The sequence below is a fragment of the Bacillus cereus group sp. MG16 genome, from assembly GCF_040459875.1.
Classification (GTDB): domain Bacteria; phylum Bacillota; class Bacilli; order Bacillales; family Bacillaceae_G; genus Bacillus_A; species Bacillus_A paranthracis.
Genome location: NZ_JARVHE010000001.1, coordinates 2,124,650 through 2,142,843 on the forward strand (window position 1 = coordinate 2,124,650; position 18,194 = coordinate 2,142,843).

The following is an 18,194-nucleotide window of genomic DNA, read 5'->3' on the forward strand; positions in this document are numbered from 1 at the left end:
TGTAGGATGAAAAATAGATTAATAGAGAAAGAGGAGATTATTATAACTACAACCGTTATTTCTCATTTTTATAATGAAGAGTATTTATTACCGTGGTGGCTTGCTCATCATACGAAACTGTTTGATCATGGTATTTTAATTAATAAAGGCTCAACAGATCGTTCGGTGGAGATTTGTAAGAAATTCGCACCGCATTGGGAAGTGCGAGATTCTGTAAATCCAGAGTTTGATGCATATGCGACGGATCATGAAGTGATGAGGGTAGAACAAGAAATACAAGGATGGAAAATGATTTTAAATACGACTGAGTTTCTTTGTGTGCAAGATAAAAATCAGTTTTGGAAATCACTAAATGAATTGGGAGGGAGGATGTATTGGCTAGAAGGGCTTATTATGGTTGATGATCCTAACTACAGTTATCCGGACCTTAACTTTGGACTCCCTTTAATGAAACAGCGATTTCATGGTTATTTACCAGAAGATTGGCCGTTGTGGAGAAGAGGTAGATTTATTCATAATCATGAACACGGAAGTTATACAGTTGGAAGACATTTATCCGCGCATGAATCTATGATTTATCCCCCTCTTGCTTGTATATTATGGTTTGGATTTAGTCCGTGGAACGATGCGATGAGAAAGAGAAAGTTACAAATTGGTCCGACTCTTTCTGAAGCTAGTAAGCATGGGGGGATGGGTACACACCATATTATTACGCCGGAAAGATTAGAAGAATGGTATAAGGAATTAGCAGGAGGGACGAAGGATTTACGTTTTAGTGATGCGTACCGTTATGCTTTTGTATAAATGATTCCCACCATGAAATTGTTTCTTCGATTCCTGTATTTAGATCGTATGTCGGTTTCCAGTTTACTTCAGTTTTTAAACGTTCTACATGAACCCCGACAAATAAAGGTTCATCTTTAGAGAAAGGGATTGCACCCAGTTTAATTAAATGCTCTTTTCCTATCTTTTTCCCAATGATAGATGCTAATTCTTTAATTTGTACAGATTGACCAGAAGCGATATTGATTGTGCCTGTAACGTCGTGTTCTAATACTGTTACGAGAGCATGAGCGACGTCGCTCACATGGAGGAAATCTCTTGATTGTTTTCCATGTGTACATAGTGCTTCCTCATTTTTTAATAAAGAAGTGATAATGTTAGAAACGAGTCGATTCCCTTGTTCGTGAGGGCCATACATATGAAAAATGCGGCCCCAACACATGCTGAGACCGGTTTGCTTGGCGTACGTTTGGAGCCAGGAGTGTAGTGCATTTTTACATAATGAATACGGGGTTTTATAAGAAAGAAGCGGTGAATCTTCAAACAATACACCGTTAAACCATTCATACTCTGCGCCAGTACCGGCAACGACGACTCGCTTTCCGCCGCATGTTGTGAAGTGTTGAATCAATGAGATACTAGACGTAAGCCAATAGTAATTATTGATAGATACATAACACGCTGGCGGCACTGCTTCCCAAGCTAAATGAATGAGATGACTAGGCTTCATGTCGTAAATGAGTTTTTTTACTTCTTCATCGCAAAGTAAGTTGACTTTATGCCAATGGCAAGAAAGATGGGAAGGCTTATTTGTATTGTAAGTGGCGTGCACTTCATAGCCCTTTTGAATAAGAGAATGTACAACATATTTACCAATCCATCCGCTACCGCCTGTTACAAGGATTTTTTTCATGGCTCAATTACCTCAACTTCTGGTATTGTTACTAAAAATTTGCCGCCCCACTCACGAATGAAAGAGCATTCTTTCATAATCTCGTCTTTTAAATTCCAAGGAAGTATAAGAATGTAATCAGGTTTTGTACGTTTTATTTCTTCTGGAGATTTTATTGGAATGCGGGTTCCTGGTAGAAGGAGATTTTGTTTATGAGGGTTTTTATCTACTGTATAAGCTAGAAATTCTTTTCCTATCCCGCAATAATTTAAAAGGGTGTTTCCTTTAGCTGGCGCACCGTAACCGATAATTTGTTTGTTTAAAGCTTTCGCTTCGATAAAAAACTGTAAAATATTTATTTTCAATTGTTCGATGCGTTTAGAAAAAAGGAGATAACAATCTAATGTATTTAGCCCGTGATCCACTTCTTTTTGGATTAATTTTGTAACACTAGAATAGATAGTTGATTCGTCACTATGATGTTTTACAAAAATACGTAAGGAACCACCGTGCGTTGCAAGTTCTTCTACATCGACAATTTGTAAATGATGGTGAGATAAAACTTTTTGCAGGCTTATAAGTGAGAAATAGGAGAAGTGCTCATGGTATATCGTATCAAACTGTTTAAAGGATATGAGATTTAATAAGTGCGGGAATTCAATTGTTATTGTTCCGTCTTGTTTTAATAATGTTTTTAAACCGGCGACAAAATCATGCAAGTTTGGAACATGTGCTAATACGTTATTAGCGATGATTAAATCTGCTTGCGGTAATTTTTTTGCTAAGTCGTTGCTGAAAAAATTCACTTCGGTAGGAATTCCTTTTTGGATAGCGATTTCTGCTACATTTTGTGCTGGTTCAATTCCTAACGTTTCGATATGTTCTTTTTGAAAGTATTGTAATAAATATCCGTCGTTACTCGCAATTTCAACCACCTTTGAATGTTTCTTTAAGTGGAAGCGCTTAATCGCCATTTCTACATATTGTTTAGCATGCAGTAACCAGCTTGATGAGTAAGAGCTAAAGTATAAATAGTCATGAAAAATATTGTGCGGAGATTCAAATTCATCTAATTGTACGAGTAAACAAGAGTGACAAACAAATGTGTGCAATGGATAAAATGGTTCCATTTTATATGAGTTTTCTGGAGAAACAAATGAGTTAGCGAGAGGAGAAACACCTAAATCTAAAAAAGTGTTGCTGAGTAATGAGTGGCAAAAACGGCATTTTTTCTGTTCCATTTTATAGCCCCCTTATAAATTTTTGAATGCATCGATTTGTTGTCGCGTGAAAGATTCGATATTTTCACCAGATGCATATTTTTTGTACCAATCAACAGTCCAAGTGATAGCCTTATCTGTTGATAACTTAGGAGTCCAGCCGAGTTTAGTTACTGCTTTTGTACTATCGAGTGTTAAAACAGGCGATTCATAAGGAGTGTTTGTAGAGGGGGAAGTGATTGTTAGTTGTTTATTCCATAATTTTATTACAGATTGAATGACATCATGAACGGTTCTGTTAGGTTCGTTCAGCGGACCGAAATTCCACGCTTCTGCATATGCAGCGTCTGTCCAAAGTTTTTCAGCTAAAAGGATATAGCCGTGTAAAGGATCTAATACGTGTTGCCACGGGCGAATAGCCTTTTTGTTTCTAATCGTTAATGTACCATCTTGTAAATATGCACGAATGACATCTGGGAATAATCGGTCTTCGGCCCAATCACCACCACCGATGACGTTACCTGCTCTTACTGAGGCGAGTTTCTGAGTATTAGTGTGGAAGAATGATTTTTGATAGGATGTTGCCACTATTTCAGCGCAAGCTTTACTAGCACTATAAGGGTCGATACCTCCTAGCCGGTCAAATTCCACGAATGCCCGGTTACCGCTCCCGTCATTTTCATAACATTTATCACTTGTAACATTAATGATGCCACGTATACTTTCTATATGTTTTGCAGCTTCCAATACGTGAACAGTGCCTAAAACATTCGTTTTAAATGTTTCGATAGGATCTTTGTATGAAGTGGTGACGATTGGCTGGGCAGCTAAATGAAATAGTATGTCAGGGTTATGATGTTTTAGGGCGTGTAATAAAGAATCGTAATCTGTAATGTCGCCTTTAATTGTTATGCACTCTTTTGCTACGTTACATTGTTCAAAAAGATTAGGAATCGATGGGGGATGAGAAGAAAAGCCAACTACTTCTGCACCTAAAGAAGTTAAGAAAAGGGTGAGCCAAGAGCCTTTAAATCCAGTATGTCCCGTAATAAATACTGTTTTCTTATTCCAAAAAGATGAAGAAGCCATATTACCAAACCTTCCACGGAGCGTTATTACTTTCCCATAGCTCGACTAATTTATTTTTATCGCGCAATGTATCCATCGGATGCCAAAAACCAGTATGTTGATATGCTGATAGTTCGTTTTTGTTTACTAACTGAACTAAAGTGTCTGTTTCAAAAACAGACTTATCTCCACTAATGTAATTGAAAACTTCAGGATTTAAAACGAAAAATCCACCGTTAACCCATCCGCCATCCCCGAGTGGCTTCTCTTGAAAAGATGTTACAGACTGTTTATTTAATATGAGAGAACCGAATCTACCAGGAGGTTGTACGGCGGTAACAGTTGCCATTTTTCCATGTTTTTTATGAAATGCAATAAGTTCTTTTATATTTACGTTACTTAATCCATCACCATAAGTGAGGCAGAAAGGTTCGTCTCCAACAAAATTTTGAATTCTTTTCACTCGTCCTCCCGTTTCGGTATTTACACCAGTATCGATTAGTGTAACTTTCCACGGTTCTACACGATGAGAATGGCTAGTAATTGTATTATCGCTTAAATGTATTGTGAAATCGGACATGTGTAAGTTGTAATTTAAAAAGAATTCTTTAATTGCATATCCTTTATAGCCTAAACAAATAATAAATTCAGTAATACCGTAATGGCTATACAAACTCATAATGTGCCATAGAATAGGTTTTGTTCCAATTTCAATCATAGGTTTCGGTTTTAAATGTGTTTCTTCCCCAATCCTTGTCCCGTATCCACCAGCAAGAATAACAGCTTTCATTTTTTCCTCCTAAAATAAAAAATATAATATATACAGTATTCATATTGTATGCAAATGGTTTTGTTTTTGACTAAGTGCGTAAAAATGTGTGGGAAATGATGATATGAGAAATATTAAGGTTTAAATTTAGGGAATAATTGTTGATATTCAGGGTGGTTACGAAGATCTTGTGTTATGCTACTAAGCTCTAAAAATCGAATTTCGAGTTGCTCAAGGGACTGACCATAATGTGCTTGAAGTCCCATTCGAATGCCCTTTTTTGAAAGTGTAGGTGTTATTTGTAATTTTCTTGCCTTTGTATGTTCGTTCCAAGGGCTAAAATAAAATTTGAAAATGAATGAAGGGGAGTTATAAACGATAGGTTGGTGCCGCGTAAAATGTCTGCCTGGTAAATATGCGCCATCAAGATGATTGTGTATAAATCTCCAGGCGCAGCCGATTTCTGGTTTATAAGGAAAAAGACCATGGTATCGTTGCTCTACTAATGGAATAGAATATCTTAGTTTTGAATAATTGTAATCATGCTTATCAATCATGACAATCATTCGAATCGCATACATATTTTGACCTAGCGTATGAAGTGAAGAGAAAAATTCTTCTACATTATTACAACAAAGAAATTCTGTAGTATTTAATACCATCTTCCAACCTGAAACTTCTCTCTCCATTTCCATTACTTCAATGTCAGTATTAGTGGGATCGAATTCAAGGAATCTTGAATTTCGTACTTCCCAGTGGGGAGCAAATAATTTGCAAATTTCAACTGAACGATCTGTAGAACCTCTATTAATTAAAATACCGTGATCGAATATTTTCGTGTGATGCATAAGCCACCATGGAAGTAGGTATTCTTCATTATAAAAATGAGAAATGAGTGTCTTTCTCATGTTAATCATCTCCTATACAAGCAATCATTATTAATAGGATATGTTTTTTAATAAGAAAGGTTAAAAGTTGCAGACAATGTAGTGACGAAGTAATAGTTTAGTAATTTTCTTGTATAAGTGTAGATTACTTGTATGGAATAATAATAGGGCGGGTCTTGGAATTTTGTATAAATTATGAATAATAAACCGTCACGTTTGACTGTACAGTTTATGTATTGTATGATGTTAGTAATATAAACAAGGGGGGAAGATCGTTGGGAAGGTGTATCGAATCGGACAGTTGGCTCTCATGGCTCACGTGTCGAAACGAACGATTGATTATTATACGAATCTAGGTATCTTAAAAGCGGAGCGATCTCAATCTAATTATCGCTATTACGACGAAACAGCATTTGAGACATTACAATTTATTGAGAAGTGCAAAGAAATGCATATGCCGCTTTGTGAGATTAAAGAGAAAATCGAGGAGAAGAAGAAGCTGCTCGGTATCAATGAACACGTTTCGAAACAAGTGAATGAAGTGACAGACCATATTCATCGATTAGAAGTAGAGCTAACGGAATTAAAGCCGCTTTTAGATGGATTGACTGATTCACAACGTGAAAAAATATCGAAATCTTTATCTGGTCAAACGACAGCTTTAATACAGACACTTGCTCTATTATTATAGAAAAAGTGAAATCCGACCTCTTTAATTTTTGTATCGGGCTATGTTTTCTAAGAAAGAAATAAGAAAACATTATAGTATACAGGAGGTGGACACCTTAGTTTTTTAACTAAGGGGATTCATTGGAAATATTTAATTTAGTCATGGTTGCGATTTTAATCGCATTTACTGGATTTTTCGTAGCAGCTGAGTTTGCGATTGTAAAAGTACGTTCAAGTCGTATTGATCAGCTTGTTGCAGAAGGAAAACGCGGTGCTTTAGCAGCGAAAAAGGTAACAACAAATTTAGATGAATATTTATCTGCTTGTCAATTAGGTATTACAGTTACAGCTATGGGATTAGGTTGGTTAGGTGAACCGACAATTGAAAAGTTATTACACCCATTATTTGAGAAATGGAACTTAAACCCTTCTATTTCATCAGTATTAACATTTGGTCTTGCTTTTATGATTATGACGTATTTACACGTTGTAGTAGGAGAATTAGCTCCGAAAACGATGGCAATTCAAAAGGCTGAAAGGGTAACGTTATTATTGGCAGGTCCATTAATGATGTTCTACAAAGTAATGTATCCATTTATTTGGGTATTGAACGGTTCAGCGCGTGTTGTAACTGGCTTATTCGGTTTAAAACCAGCTTCAGAACATGAAGTAGCTCATACAGAGGAAGAATTACGCCTTATCCTTTCAGATAGCTATGAAAGTGGCGAAATTAATCAGGCTGAATACAAGTATGTAAATAACATTTTTGAATTTGATAATCGTATTGCAAAAGAGATTATGGTACCGCGAACAGAAATCGTTGGTTTCTACCTGGAAGATTCAGTAGAAGAACACATGAAAGTAATCCAAAATGAGCGATACACACGTTATCCGATTTTTGGAGAAGATAAAGATGATATTATCGGTATGGTCAACGTAAAAGATTTCTTTATTCGATATATGACCGAGGATCAAAAAGATTTATCATCAATTCGCTCGTATATGCGTCCGATTATTGAAGTGATGGAAACAACTCCAATTCACGATTTATTACTTCAAATGCAGAAGAAGCGAATTCCGATGGCTGTTTTATATGATGAGTACGGAGGAACAGCTGGAATTGTAACGCTTGAGGACATCTTGGAGGAAATCGTCGGCGAAATTCGTGACGAATATGATGAAGATGAAGCACCACCAATTCAACATGTGAACGAGCAGCATATCATTGTTGATGGAAAAGTGCTTATCTCAGAAGTGAAAGATTTATTTGGATTACACATTGAAGAAGATGATGTGGATACAATCGGTGGATGGATTATGATGCAAAATCATGAAATCGAAGAAGGACAACACGTTGAGGCGGAAGGTTATGAATTTAAAGTGTTAGAAAAAGACGCTTACCAAATTAAACGTGTTGAAATTCGTAAGATGGAACAAGAACAAGAAGAAGAGAAAGCAGCAACTGTGTAAGTTGCTGCTTTTCTTCTAAAGTACAAAAAATGAGAACTTAGGAGCGGATATTTTGATTCAAGAAGCCTTACGCGTATATCGATTACAATTGTATGTGATCTTTAGTGGTTTACTACTTATGTGGACGATTACTCCGTTTGGAAAACAAGTAACAGGGTTTGGAATTGGATTAGCTGTAAGTGCATATTGTCTTTGGCTATTAGCTCGCAGAGTAGAGAAAATAGGGAAAAGTATCGTAATGAAAGAAAAGGCTCCTGGATTAGGAGTTTTAAACCGATTTGCAGCTGCCATTTTAGGAGCTATCATCATGTATGAAATTGAGCATGAAATGGAAATGTGGGCATTCGGTACAGGCATTTTAGGTGGTCACTTTTTAATGATTGCGAATTTAGCTTATGCAAATATGCAGGTAGTGAAAGAAGAAGAGAAGAAAAGGGAACATGCTTCGAAAAACATTGAGCTATGATGAGAGGGACCTAATTGGGGTTCCTTTTTATTTTATTGATATGATAGAAGTAACCAAATTAACGACAAATATAATACGCTTCTTTTTTGCGTTTTTCAATAGTATGAAAAATAATAAAAAAAATTTTAAAAACCCATCGATTTCTAAAGGTTATGTATGTTATCATGACAAAAGACTTTTTGAAAGAGGTGGATACCAATGTTACAAGCGCTACTTATTTTTGTGCTTCAAATTATTTACGTTCCTATTTTAACAATTCGTACGATTTTGCTTGTAAAGAATCAAACAAGATCCGCTGCTGGTGTAGGATTGTTAGAAGGAGCCATTTACATTGTCAGTTTAGGTATTGTGTTTCAAGATTTATCAAATTGGATGAACATCGTTGCCTATGTCATTGGCTTTAGTGCAGGACTGTTATTAGGCGGTTATATAGAGAATAAATTAGCAATTGGTTATATTACGTATCAAGTTAGTTTACTAGACCGTTGTAATGAATTAGTAGATGAGTTACGTCACTCTGGATTTGGCGTTACTGTATTTGAAGGCGAAGGTATTAATTCGATACGTTATCGCTTAGATATCGTCGCAAAGCGTTCTAGAGAAAAAGAACTATTAGAAATTATTAATGAAATCGCACCGAAAGCGTTTATGTCTTCGTATGAAATTCGCTCGTTTAAAGGTGGATACTTAACGAAAGCGATGAAGAAAAGAGCGTTAATGAAGAAGAAAGATGAACATGTATCATAAAAAGGGGAATCGTGCTGTATTAAAAGTGCAGTATAAGTCCAAATGTAAAAGAGAGGAATCTATTTTGATGTAGATTCCTCTCTTTTTTTATGAAAAATATTCATCTATTAATTCAAAAAACTAAATCGTATAATTATTTTTTTTACTCATCCTCAAATTAATGATTAGCCATATAACTTGAAAAAATATCGGTATGATAAACGCGATTAATATAACGATAAGTGATATGGATTTAATTTCAGGTGTTTGAATAACACCAGCACCATCCACATCTCGTAGCCAAATAATAGCGGCCCATATTCCAAAAACGATAATCCAAAATATGTTACCGATCCACCAAGAAATCCATCGTTTTTTCATGTTAACCCCCCTTACATGTATCCACTGTTAAAAGTATATTTTCGTTCGTTACATTTATAATGAAACAACTTTAAAATTAGTTTTTAACTGTATATCTAACTTGTTTGAAGGTTACTATTTCTCCATCATCATTATCATCTTTCGTTTGCAAAAGTTGAACTTTTGGTTTGTAGTCTGTCCGATGAGCGTGTTCGATATCTTTAATGTTAAGCTTGTAGGATTCACCATTCTTTAGCTTTTGTTCCAATACTTTTTTATTGGCAACATAAATAAAAGTCACTTTATTTTCATCAATGCCTTCGGTCTTAATTTCTAACTCATTATCTTTTGTTGTAATCGTTGGTGTTAATAATGCCATACTGCCGTTTCCAGTTTCTAAAGAATTTTCTGCAATAGCTGAACATCCGGATAATATGATTCCGGTGAATAGAAGAACAATTAATTTCTTTTTCATAACATCCCCCCGATTCTATGTGATTTTTGATTTTGGCATTGTTAGACTGCTAGTGTTTTATGTAAACGTTTAGTGAGCATTCCTTTTGATTGTACCATAATATGTAAAATGGCGCAGGCTGTATATCCAATTTAAGGGAGATTGAAAGTTTACTTATTGCTGTAAATTAGTATTTTTACAGTAGGCATATATCTTCTTTAGGAAATCCTTTTTCGTATTTAAAATATGTAATGAAATAAAACCAATAAGTCCTATTCCACCAAAAATAAGCCATGGTGTATACACTCCGCTTAAGTTGGATGTAAAAGATGTCCCGGTATAATTACCGATGATAAAACCAAATGCGAGTGATAGTTGATAAAATCCAAAGAAAGTGGCTGTATATGATTCATTACTGTAATTTGCAATAGCGATATCAGCGTTAGGTAATACGAGTGTTTCACCGATTGTAAATAAAATTACACAAATAAAGAGCCAATATGGGTGTTGAAATAAAGGAATGAGTAAAAAGGAAATACTCATTAATAAAACACCGTATTTAATAAAGGAAAGGGTGTTGTATTTGAGAAAGAGTTTTCGAAATAATACCATAAATATGACGCCTGTTATTGCATTTATCGTAATAACGAGTGTAGCAAGTTGATTGCTATTACTAATGTTTTTCATATGAAGTGGAAGTGCGACAGTAAGCTGAGTAAACATAATATAGAAGAAAATCATGATAAAGGAAAACAGAAGGAAAGACTTGTTTTGTAAGATGGCCTGTATTCCTAATGTAATAGACGTGTTTTCAGTAGTGACTTGGAAGTGATTTTTAAGTAAGTAAAAGATTAAAGCAAATATCAGCATAAGAGATCCTGTTAGAGAGAAAGCATAGATTGGATCGAGTAAGAGTAAAAACCCTCCTGCAATTGGTCCGATTATTGCACCGCAATTAAAGCTAAGGTTTAAATATGTAAATAAATTTTTTCTCAAATGAGCTGGCTGTGAGCCAAATATAGCGCGAGCGGCAGGTTCGTAAAATGCTGTTCCGAAGCCAATAAGTGCAGAAGAAATAGAAATTGTATAGAAATCAGAGCATATTCCTAAAGCGATAAATCCGATTCCTCTCAAAAATAATCCGGCTATCATCATAATGATATAGCCTATTTTGTCAGGAATTAATCCTGAGAATAAAGGGATAACTCGTGATGTAATTATTATAACTGTCAACACTGTTCCGACTTGAAAAGTTGAAAAATGAAGAAAGCTTAATAGATAAATAGCTAAAAATGCGTATACTGCAAAATAACCAAAAGACATAAAAAATGAAGAAATAAGCATGAAACGTATCGGTGTTGAGAAACTTTTCATAGAACTCCTCCTAATATTGTAACCAGTAAAATTTTTTAATGGTTAACTGTTTTATATTATAATTATACATAAAGTCAGAAAAAAGTAAATTTTAAGAAGAAGGTGAATAGAATTGAGTCAAAACGCACCAAACGAATTAGAGTATATTCGAGAATTTTTAAATACATGGAGAATACCAAACGATACGAGAGAGCCAATTGATTTGCTGCAAACAAAAGAAGATATAAAGCTCTTTATGAAAGAATATTTTGATGAAGAGCTTCCATTTCATACGATAGAGGAATTAAAAAGTTTTCGAGAAGATATTCGGGCGGCAATTGAAGGTGAAGGATCATTGCAAAAGTGGTTAGAGAAATATCCATTTCATGTACATGTAATGGAAGATATGAAAGGTATTACGTATGAACCAATACACGAAGAAACTGTATATACAAAAGTATTAAGCATTGTTTTAATAGCAGTTCAAGAAAATTTATGGGGGAGGTTAAAAGCATGTCCAGATTGCCGCTGGGTATTCTATGACAATTCACGAAATGGAAGTAAAAGATGGTGCGGTATGTACGCTGGAGAAGAAGGAGGGAGAGCGTGCGGTACGATTGCGAAAGTGAAAAATTATCGAGCAAAGAGAAAAGGAAGATCGGGTTATAATGTGTAATTTAAATTAGGGGAAGAAAATGGAATGGGGGAATGTTTCATATGAAAGGTACACAAATGTTAGCTTTAAATAAAAAGTGTTGGGACACAGTTGCACCTTATTTCTTTCAAGTAGATTGTTTGCCGAAATATGGTCCGTATACAGCATCTGAAGAGGAGATTCATTTGTTCGATTCAATTAGAAATAAAAAGGTTCTTGATATTGGTTGTGGAAGTGGGCATTCGCTGCAATATATGGCGGAACATGGCGCAGAAGAATTGTGGGGACTTGATCTTTCGAGCACACAAATCGAAACGGCACATAAAACATTACAGTCGTGGAATCCAAAGTTAATATGTGGAGCAATGGAAGAGGAAGTGGATATTCCGAAAGGGTATTTTGATATTGTATATTCCATTTATGCATTAGGTTGGACTTCAGATTTAAGAAAAACGTTGGAATTGATTTATTCGTATGTAAAGCCAGGAGGAAGCTTTGTTTTTAGCTGGGAGCATCCCGTATATTCAAACTTAATGTATGGAACAGAGGAGATTGCTTTCAGCTCGTCTTATCATGAAGAAACTCCTATTACGTTTGAAACATTTAAGGGGGAGGATGTACAAGCGACATTATATAAGAGAAAAATAAGTACGTACATAAATGAGTTACATAGAGCCGGATTTACAATTGAGAGAATAGAAGAGCCTGAACCATCGAGCTCGTTTGATGAAGAACTAACTGAGCCGTCTACGAAATATTATTCTTTACATAAAGCTAGAATGGTGCCAACTACTTTTATTGTGAAAGCGAGAAAGTAATGTGTTTTATAAAAAGAAGCCTATCATTTCAAATAAATGAAATGATAGGCTTCTTTATTTTTAAAAAAATGAGGTCAAAGGTGTACTTTTCTTATAAAAATGCATTTCATATAAAAGGTGTAATTTTTTTGGGGGAAGGGGGATTGTTGTGCGTCATCATAGAAAGTGCAAAAAATTTGGAGTGGCACTGCCTCTTCCGCTTATAGGAGCAACTGGTCCAACAGGTAATAGTGGTCCAATCGGTCCAACTGGAGGGCATGAAGGTCCTGTTGGTCCTACAGGGGTGACTGGACCGACGGGAGCAACTGGGTCCCAAGGTCCTCAAGGTATCAGGGGAATACAAGGTCCACGGGGGACAACAGGAGCACAAGGAATACAAGGAGCTATTGGTGATACAGGAGAGCAAGGTATAACTGGCCCAACTGGTCTCCAAGGTGCTCAAGGATTAATCGGAAACCAAGGTCTAATTGGTGATATTGGAGTACAAGGCCCAGAAGGAATACAAGGAATTACAGGCCCTACTGGTAGTCAAGGTATACAAGGTCCACAAGGAATACAAGGAGAGATAGGTGAGCGAGGACAAACGGGAGCACAAGGAATGCAAGGTGTGATAGGTGAAGCTGGTATTACAGGTGTAACAGGTCCCCAAGGTTCTCAAGGAGCACAAGGAATACAAGGGGAGGATGGAACTACAGGTATACAAGGAGAAGAAGGTCCACAAGGAATACAAGGAATTACTGGAGAGCAAGGACACCAAGGTGATCAAGGGATACAAGGTGTAGTAGGCCCAACCGGTTCTACTGGTCCGCAAGGCCCTCAAGGTATAAGTGGAATAAAGGGAATAACAGGTGTAATAGGTCCTCAAGGTCCATCAGGTATTCAAGGAATACAAGGAATAAACGGATCCACAGGTTTTCAAGGAGCAAAAGGAGTACGAGGGATAACAGGAGCAACCGGACCTACCGGTACACAAGGTGCAGAAGGTCCTAAAGGAGTGCAAGGAATAATAGGGCCGACTGGAGCTATTGGTTTGCAAGGAACTCAAGGAATACAAGGTATAGTAGGCCCAACAGGAGCGCAAGGCTCTCAAGGAATGCAAGGCATACAAGGAATAACAGGTCCGACAGGTGCGCAAGGAATTAGAGGTCCCCAAGGGAATCTAGGAGAAAACGGGATAACAGGTCCTCAAGGGGTGCAAGGTGCACAAGGTATTGAGGGACCCGAGGGACCACAAGGAAATATTGGGGCTACGGGTGTAACTGGAGAAACAGGAGCGACAGGAGAAGCAGGGGCGACAGGAGCACAAGGAATACAAGGCGTTCAGGGGAGTATGGGGATACAAGGAAGTACAGGAATGACCGGACCAACTGGAGCAACGGGAGTAACCGGGATACAAGGTTCTCAAGGTATACAAGGCCCACAAGGACCAACTGGAGCAACGGGAACGACAGGGGTTAGCGGTAGTGTAGGACCGGCCGGAGCGCAAGGTAGTCAAGGACCTATTGGAGCCGTGGGACCTATTGGATCCACTGGTAGTGCAGGTTCAATAGGTTTCTTGGGAATAGCGGGAGCAACTGGAGCGACTGGCTTACCAAGCGGGGGAGGTTATTTCTTTTCTACTTCAACGAGTACAATTGCAGCGAATGCGTTAATACCAATTAATTCTGGATCTACAGTTTTTGGTTCTGATGTCAGTTTAACAAATGCAACAACTGTAACGTTAAGTACGCCGGGAATTTATTTAGTAAGCTATTATTTTCAAGGTGATCCAACTGGAGGGAATGAAACGATTTCAGTAAGGCTTACTTTAAATGGAACACAAGTCACAGGGAGTTTTATTCTTTATGTTACAGGAAGTACTTTTATATTAGAACCAGCAGTTTCGAATACGATGGTCATTGAAGTTACTTCTTCAAATGCAACTTTGTCTTTACAAAATGGTCCATTAGCTATCGGGCATGTAACGACATTATCTGGTGTGATAACAGCTAGTTTAAATGTATTAAAAATAGTTTGATACGTTAGTTATAACGGGGGAGATGCTTGTGAAGGATCAAGATAAGTGTAGTAAGTTTCAAGCACCTATTCCTTTTCCAGCGTCAGGTATTACGGGACCAACAGGTCCAACAGGTCCGACAGGTTCTTTAGGTGGACCAACTGGACCACAAGGAATACAAGGCGTACAAGGGCCAATTGGTCCAACGGGTCCGACAGGAATACAAGGAGTGCAAGGGGTGCAGGGAGAAAATGGTCCAACCGGCCCAACTGGTTTAACTGGACCACAAGGTTCTCAAGGTAATCAAGGACCTATGGGAGAACGAGGCCCACAGGGAATACAAGGTGTTCAAGGAATACAAGGCGAAAGAGGTCCAACTGGTCCAACAGGTATTCAAGGAATACAAGGAATTCCTGGCTCAATCGGTCCAACCGGTCCAACAGGAATACAGGGCGTACAAGGAGTGCAAGGAGAAATCGGTCCAACAGGCCCAACAGGAATACAAGGTATACAAGGAGTGCAGGGAGAAATCGGTCCAACCGGTCTAACAGGAAATACGGGTATACAAGGTGTTCAAGGGAATTTAGGGAATAGTGGTTTACAAGGTGTAACAGGTATACAAGGTATTCAGGGACCAATTGGCCCGACTGGTCCAACAGGATCTCAAGGAATTCAAGGAGAACAAGGGCCAATGGGACCAACAGGGGCAACTGGCGTCCAAGGTTTACAAGGTCCACAAGGTGAGATGGGGCTAACCGGTCCAACAGGATCTCAAGGAATACAAGGAGTGCAAGGTGTAATAGGGCCAACCGGCCCAACAGGCTTGCAAGGGGATCCAGGTCCAACAGGTCCAACGGGGGCAACCGGCCCAACAGGCCCGCCAGGAGGTCCGACCGGTCCAACCGGTCCAGCAGGATCACCAGGAGGTCCAACCGGTCCAACGGGAGCGACCGGAGCAACAGGAGCGACTGGAGCAACAGGGGCGACTGGAATACAAGGAGTGCAAGGAATACAAGGCCCGACAGGGGTAACCGGTTTAACAGGTTTGCAAGGAGTGCAGGGACCAATGGGGGCAACCGGTCCGACGGGTGATCAAGGTAGTCAAGGACCCCAAGGTGTAATGGGAGTAACAGGCCCAACCGGTCTACAAGGTTTACAAGGGATACAGGGACCAGTAGGAACAACCGGTCCAACTGGCCCGCAAGGCGTGCAAGGGGCGCAGGGTCCAATCGGGCAGGCAGGTCCACAAGGAATTCAAGGCATACAAGGTGAACAAGGTGTAAGAGGAGCAACGGGTCCAACAGGTTTACAGGGGCTACAAGGGATTCAAGGAATACAGGGACCAACTGGGCCCCAAGGAATCCAAGGAGTACAAGGACCGAGCGGCATAACAGGCCCAACCGGTCCACAAGGAATTCAAGGAATACAGGGACCTCAAGGAAATATAGGTCCAACCGGAGCGACTGGAATCCAAGGAGTGCAAGGTCCAGAGGGGCCAACAGGTCCAACAGGGGCAACAGGACCACAAGGAATTCAAGGGATACAAGGTCTACAAGGCCCAACCGGTCCACAGGGCATTCAAGGAATCCAAGGAATCCAAGGCGCACAAGGTGTGACGGGAGCAACCGGAGCAACAGGAGCGACTGGAGCGACTGGTGCAACAGGACCGACAGGAACACAAGGGATACAAGGCATAACAGGAGCGACAGGGGGAACAGGGGTAACCGGCCCAACAGGTGCAACGGGTCCAACAGGCTTAACTGGAGCAACAGGATCATCTGCTATATCGACAGGTGGCGGGTATTTCTTTTCTACATCAACAAGCACAATAGCAGCAAATGCCAACATTCCAATTAATTCAGGATCCACTGTATATGGAACTGGTGTATCGTTAACTAGTGCTACGACAGTCACAGTAACGACGCCAGGAATATATTTAGTAAGCTACTATTTTCAAGGGGATGCCAATGGTGGGAATGAGACAGTATCTGTTAGATTGCTATTAAATGGAACACAACTAGCAGGGAGCTTTATACAAAACGTAACGACATCAACTGTAGTAATTGAACCAGCCATTTCAAATACGCTTCTTGTGAATGTAACGAGTGCCAATTCAACATTAATATTACAAAATGGTCCGTTAGGGGTAGGGCATGTAACGACCATAGCGGGTGCGATTACAGCAAGTTTAAATGTAGTGAGAATTTTATAAGAAAAATAAAAAACACAAGGGATGCCTTTTTAGACACACCTTGTGTTTTTGATGTTAAATGAACCATTTCTTTATCTTTTTGGTTGAAAAATATGTTGAAAGAAGTATTTGTGATGTAAGTTATCTACAACTTTATTTGCTTGGTATGTGCGATGTTGTTCGAGTCGAAGTCTTTGCTCCATCATTTTTATTGCGTGATCAGATAAACGTAACATAGTGCATGTCTCCTTTTCTATAAATATAGGTGTCTATTTGGTATCGATCCCATATTTATAATTAAGGAGGCAAAATGTGTAACATAGGCAAAAAGCACCTTCCTCTCCCATTACGCTTACGAGGTTAGCTGTCGGACTCGGGAAGTGAGAGTTTCCCTACTTAAATAAGATTCGCCCCAAGTAGCAAAGCTACAAAAATGGTTCCCCCGCTCCAAATTTTGGACTCAGCAAAAGGTTTTATAAAGTAAAAGATAACATAAATAAATTAATGAGTCAAACTATTTGTTGTTTTCTGATTTTTTAAGTGAAGTTAAAACCACTCCATCGGGTAATATGATCTCCTTTACTGCAATAAAGCCATGTTTTTTATATAAAGACAGAGCAGGCGTATTTTCTTTTCCTGTTTGTACAATATATGTTTTGGAAGGGGAGAACATGTCAAATACATAAAGTAGTAGTTTTGTTGCAATCCCTTTATGAAAATGATCGGGGGATACTACTAAACGATGAATATCTACTTCCTCTTCATCCATTTTAAAAGAAATAAACCCAGCAAGTGTATCTTCAAAAAAATAGCCGTAAAAAATTTCATCACAAGATTGAATATCGGCTACAGTATCATAAAGGCGAGGGATAGCTGTACTATTTATATATTTCGCCTCAATTTCATAAGCGGGTATTTGAATGCTTAAAATAGAAGTTGCAGTTTTGTGAGAAGTTGTTATTAATTTTTGAATCATAGAATAGAAACCTCCTTGTTGGCTGTATTTTCATAGATTTGACAAGATTTTTCTTTTTTGGATATAATAATTACATAGTTACACAATAAGTTAGTAGCTAAATTGAATTACACTATAATAGAAATGGAGGACTAAAGATGGGGTGGATTATCACATTAATAGTTGGTGCTATTATAGGTGCAATTGCAGGTTCTATTACAGGTAAAGACTTTCCTGCTGGCATGTTTGGAAATATAATTGCTGGTTTATTAGGAGCTTGGTTAGGCGGTAAATTATTTGGAGATTGGGGTCCATCACTAGGTGGTATTCATATTGTACCAGCTTTATTAGGATCAATTGTTCTCGTTCTTATTGTATCATTTGTAGTGAAAGCTGCAAGGAAATAAAGAGTTATATTATGATAAAAAGCCCTATATAAGGGCTTTTCATCATTCGAAGAGG

Annotated in this window: 20 protein-coding genes and 1 riboswitch; of the genes, 10 read left to right on the forward strand and 10 right to left on the reverse strand. The window is 38.3% G+C overall.

The genetic code is table 11. The features are described 5' to 3' along the window. Window positions 1-6: 6 nt before the first annotated feature. Entirely contained in the window at window positions 7-804 is a 798-nt protein-coding gene (locus QCI73_RS10895; protein ID WP_078417148.1) for a glycosyltransferase family 2 protein, read from the forward strand. Here the strand turns inward: QCI73_RS10895 and QCI73_RS10900 are convergent. From QCI73_RS10900 to QCI73_RS10920, 5 genes are all read right to left on the reverse strand, one after another. Further along, window positions 773-1,696 (reverse strand): NAD-dependent epimerase/dehydratase family protein, encoded by a 924-nt coding sequence (locus QCI73_RS10900; protein ID WP_262725398.1) that lies wholly within the window; start codon window positions 1,694-1,696, stop codon window positions 773-775. The two genes, QCI73_RS10895 and QCI73_RS10900, sit on opposite strands and share 32 nt — an antisense overlap. Further along, complete coding sequence (locus QCI73_RS10905) at window positions 1,693-2,916, reverse strand: class I SAM-dependent methyltransferase (RefSeq protein ID WP_353822899.1); 1,224 nt, start codon at window positions 2,914-2,916, stop codon at window positions 1,693-1,695. Before QCI73_RS10905 ends, QCI73_RS10900 begins: the two co-directional genes overlap by 4 nt. A gap of 12 nt (window positions 2,917-2,928) precedes the next feature. Next, window positions 2,929-3,984 (reverse strand): CDP-glucose 4,6-dehydratase, encoded by a 1,056-nt coding sequence (gene rfbG / locus QCI73_RS10910; protein ID WP_353822900.1) that lies wholly within the window; start codon window positions 3,982-3,984, stop codon window positions 2,929-2,931. A 1-nt stretch (window position 3,985) separates the two neighbouring features. Further along, on the reverse strand, window positions 3,986-4,753 hold the full coding sequence (rfbF, locus tag QCI73_RS10915) for a glucose-1-phosphate cytidylyltransferase (RefSeq protein WP_353822901.1): 768 nt from the start codon (window positions 4,751-4,753) through the stop codon (window positions 3,986-3,988). A gap of 113 nt (window positions 4,754-4,866) precedes the next feature. Then, on the reverse strand, window positions 4,867-5,649 hold the full coding sequence (locus tag QCI73_RS10920; protein WP_353822902.1) for a glycosyltransferase family 2 protein: 783 nt from the start codon (window positions 5,647-5,649) through the stop codon (window positions 4,867-4,869). A 253-nt stretch (window positions 5,650-5,902) separates the two neighbouring features. Here QCI73_RS10920 and QCI73_RS10925 point away from each other — a divergent pair, with 253 nt between their 5' ends. From QCI73_RS10925 to QCI73_RS10940, 4 genes are all read left to right on the forward strand, one after another. Next, window positions 5,903-6,310, forward strand: a complete 408-nt coding sequence (locus tag QCI73_RS10925) for a MerR family transcriptional regulator (RefSeq protein ID WP_000285640.1) — start codon at window positions 5,903-5,905, stop codon at window positions 6,308-6,310. A 119-nt stretch (window positions 6,311-6,429) separates the two neighbouring features. After that, window positions 6,430-7,758 carry a hemolysin family protein gene (locus tag QCI73_RS10930; protein ID WP_000402271.1) on the forward strand — a complete coding sequence of 443 codons (1,329 nt, stop codon included), beginning with the start codon at window positions 6,430-6,432 and terminating at the stop codon, window positions 7,756-7,758. Window positions 7,759-7,810: 52 nt separating this feature from the next. Continuing rightward, window positions 7,811-8,224: an ATP synthase subunit I gene (locus QCI73_RS10935; protein WP_000613868.1), complete on the forward strand. Its 414-nt coding sequence runs from the start codon at window positions 7,811-7,813 to the stop codon at window positions 8,222-8,224. A gap of 198 nt (window positions 8,225-8,422) precedes the next feature. Further along, window positions 8,423-8,971, forward strand: coding sequence for a DUF2179 domain-containing protein (locus QCI73_RS10940; protein WP_063548070.1), 549 nt, complete (start codon window positions 8,423-8,425; stop codon window positions 8,969-8,971). Window positions 8,972-9,091: 120 nt separating this feature from the next. Here the strand turns inward: QCI73_RS10940 and QCI73_RS10945 are convergent, their stop codons facing one another. The 3 genes from QCI73_RS10945 to QCI73_RS10955 form a co-directional block, all read right to left on the reverse strand. Continuing rightward, on the reverse strand, window positions 9,092-9,331 hold the full coding sequence (locus tag QCI73_RS10945; RefSeq protein ID WP_353822903.1) for a DUF3923 family protein: 240 nt from the start codon (window positions 9,329-9,331) through the stop codon (window positions 9,092-9,094). Between the two features lie 76 nt (window positions 9,332-9,407). After that, the gene (locus tag QCI73_RS10950) at window positions 9,408-9,785 is read right to left on the reverse strand and encodes a hypothetical protein (protein WP_014893584.1); all 378 of its coding nucleotides are present in this window, start codon (window positions 9,783-9,785) and stop codon (window positions 9,408-9,410) included. A gap of 153 nt (window positions 9,786-9,938) precedes the next feature. Then, window positions 9,939-11,138, reverse strand: a complete 1,200-nt coding sequence (locus QCI73_RS10955) for an MDR family MFS transporter (protein WP_353822904.1) — start codon at window positions 11,136-11,138, stop codon at window positions 9,939-9,941. A gap of 112 nt (window positions 11,139-11,250) precedes the next feature. Here QCI73_RS10955 and QCI73_RS10960 point away from each other — a divergent pair, with 112 nt between their 5' ends. The 4 genes from QCI73_RS10960 to QCI73_RS10975 all read left to right on the forward strand — a co-directional run bounded on the left by QCI73_RS10960 (window position 11,251) and on the right by QCI73_RS10975 (window position 16,798). Beyond that, window positions 11,251-11,793: a CGNR zinc finger domain-containing protein gene (locus QCI73_RS10960; RefSeq protein WP_262725404.1), complete on the forward strand. Its 543-nt coding sequence runs from the start codon at window positions 11,251-11,253 to the stop codon at window positions 11,791-11,793. Between the two features lie 41 nt (window positions 11,794-11,834). Next, window positions 11,835-12,590: a class I SAM-dependent methyltransferase gene (locus QCI73_RS10965; protein WP_353822905.1), complete on the forward strand. Its 756-nt coding sequence runs from the start codon at window positions 11,835-11,837 to the stop codon at window positions 12,588-12,590. Window positions 12,591-12,738: 148 nt separating this feature from the next. Then, window positions 12,739-14,607 (forward strand): collagen-like protein, encoded by a 1,869-nt coding sequence (locus QCI73_RS10970; RefSeq protein ID WP_353822906.1) that lies wholly within the window; start codon window positions 12,739-12,741, stop codon window positions 14,605-14,607. A gap of 22 nt (window positions 14,608-14,629) precedes the next feature. After that, window positions 14,630-16,798 carry a collagen-like protein gene (locus QCI73_RS10975; RefSeq protein WP_353822907.1) on the forward strand — a complete coding sequence of 723 codons (2,169 nt, stop codon included), beginning with the start codon at window positions 14,630-14,632 and terminating at the stop codon, window positions 16,796-16,798. Between the two features lie 71 nt (window positions 16,799-16,869). On the opposite strand, the gene QCI73_RS10980 is transcribed toward QCI73_RS10975, so the two are convergent. Together QCI73_RS10980 and QCI73_RS10985 are read right to left on the reverse strand one after the other, a co-directional pair. Next, window positions 16,870-17,013: a hypothetical protein gene (locus QCI73_RS10980; protein WP_000945246.1), complete on the reverse strand. Its 144-nt coding sequence runs from the start codon at window positions 17,011-17,013 to the stop codon at window positions 16,870-16,872. Between the two features lie 97 nt (window positions 17,014-17,110). Beyond that, window positions 17,111-17,253, reverse strand: a riboswitch (cyclic di-AMP (ydaO/yuaA leader). Window positions 17,254-17,291: 38 nt separating this feature from the next. Continuing rightward, window positions 17,292-17,753, reverse strand: coding sequence for a GNAT family N-acetyltransferase (locus QCI73_RS10985; RefSeq protein ID WP_000615111.1), 462 nt, complete (start codon window positions 17,751-17,753; stop codon window positions 17,292-17,294). Between the two features lie 137 nt (window positions 17,754-17,890). On the opposite strand from QCI73_RS10985, the gene QCI73_RS10990 reads away from it, so the two are divergent. Then, window positions 17,891-18,139, forward strand: coding sequence for a GlsB/YeaQ/YmgE family stress response membrane protein (locus tag QCI73_RS10990; protein ID WP_000539717.1), 249 nt, complete (start codon window positions 17,891-17,893; stop codon window positions 18,137-18,139). Window positions 18,140-18,194: the final 55 nt, after the last annotated feature.